This window comes from Bartonella sp. AP20NXHL (assembly GCF_042196165.1).
In the GTDB taxonomy this organism is placed as follows: Bacteria; Pseudomonadota; Alphaproteobacteria; order Rhizobiales; family Rhizobiaceae; genus Bartonella.
The window spans coordinates 1-587 of record NZ_JBHIPV010000113.1 but is presented as its reverse complement, the minus strand read 5'-3'; the positions used below and the strand labels follow the sequence as shown (position 1 = coordinate 587).

At 43.4% G+C, this 587-nt stretch carries 1 pseudogene; it reads right to left on the bottom strand.

Going from position 1 to position 587, the window contains the following annotated elements:
• Positions 1 to 527 (bottom strand): annotated as a pseudogene (locus tag ACFILL_RS09510) (DUF3792 domain-containing protein); the annotation flags it as partial.
• Positions 528 to 587: the final 60 nt, after the last annotated feature.

Here is a 587-nt window from a genome sequence, read left to right as displayed (position 1 = left end):
TTTTTTGCAAAAAACTTTTCAAGACTTTCGCTGTTTAAGTTTGCAAGTATGGGGGAAATATTGTTTTTGAGGCTGTCCACGGTTTGTTGGACCATGGAGCTGTTTTCTAGAGCCGTTTTAGCTCCTATCTTTGCTGTACTAGAAACCACGTGGATGGCTTGGAGGGTCATCAGCAATGTTATGAGAGCCCAAGTGAGAAAGCCATGAAGAGTCCCTGAGGTTTCAGCAAAACGTCCAGCTACAAAGCCTCCCAAGGCTAGGCTAATCAGTGTAACGATAACAGAGCCCACGCCAAAGGAGAGGAAAGAGCCTTCAAATGGGGTTGAAGAAGTAAAATCCATTTGGCTTAAGCCTAAAGCGGCGACCAGAAAAGAAAGGCAGATTGAGGTGGCAAGAGCTGTCACCAGTCCCGCAAAGATTGCGGACCATGAAATGGGTGTGTGAAAGAGTGAATATTTTTCTTCTAGAGATGTTTCTCCTAGAAAATTCGTCTCGAATGGTGTGTTTTCAGGAATGCGAGTTTCCATGTTTTATCTCCTTGAATATGCTGGAGATACAATGCCTTTTTGCAAATTATGTTCCAAAAG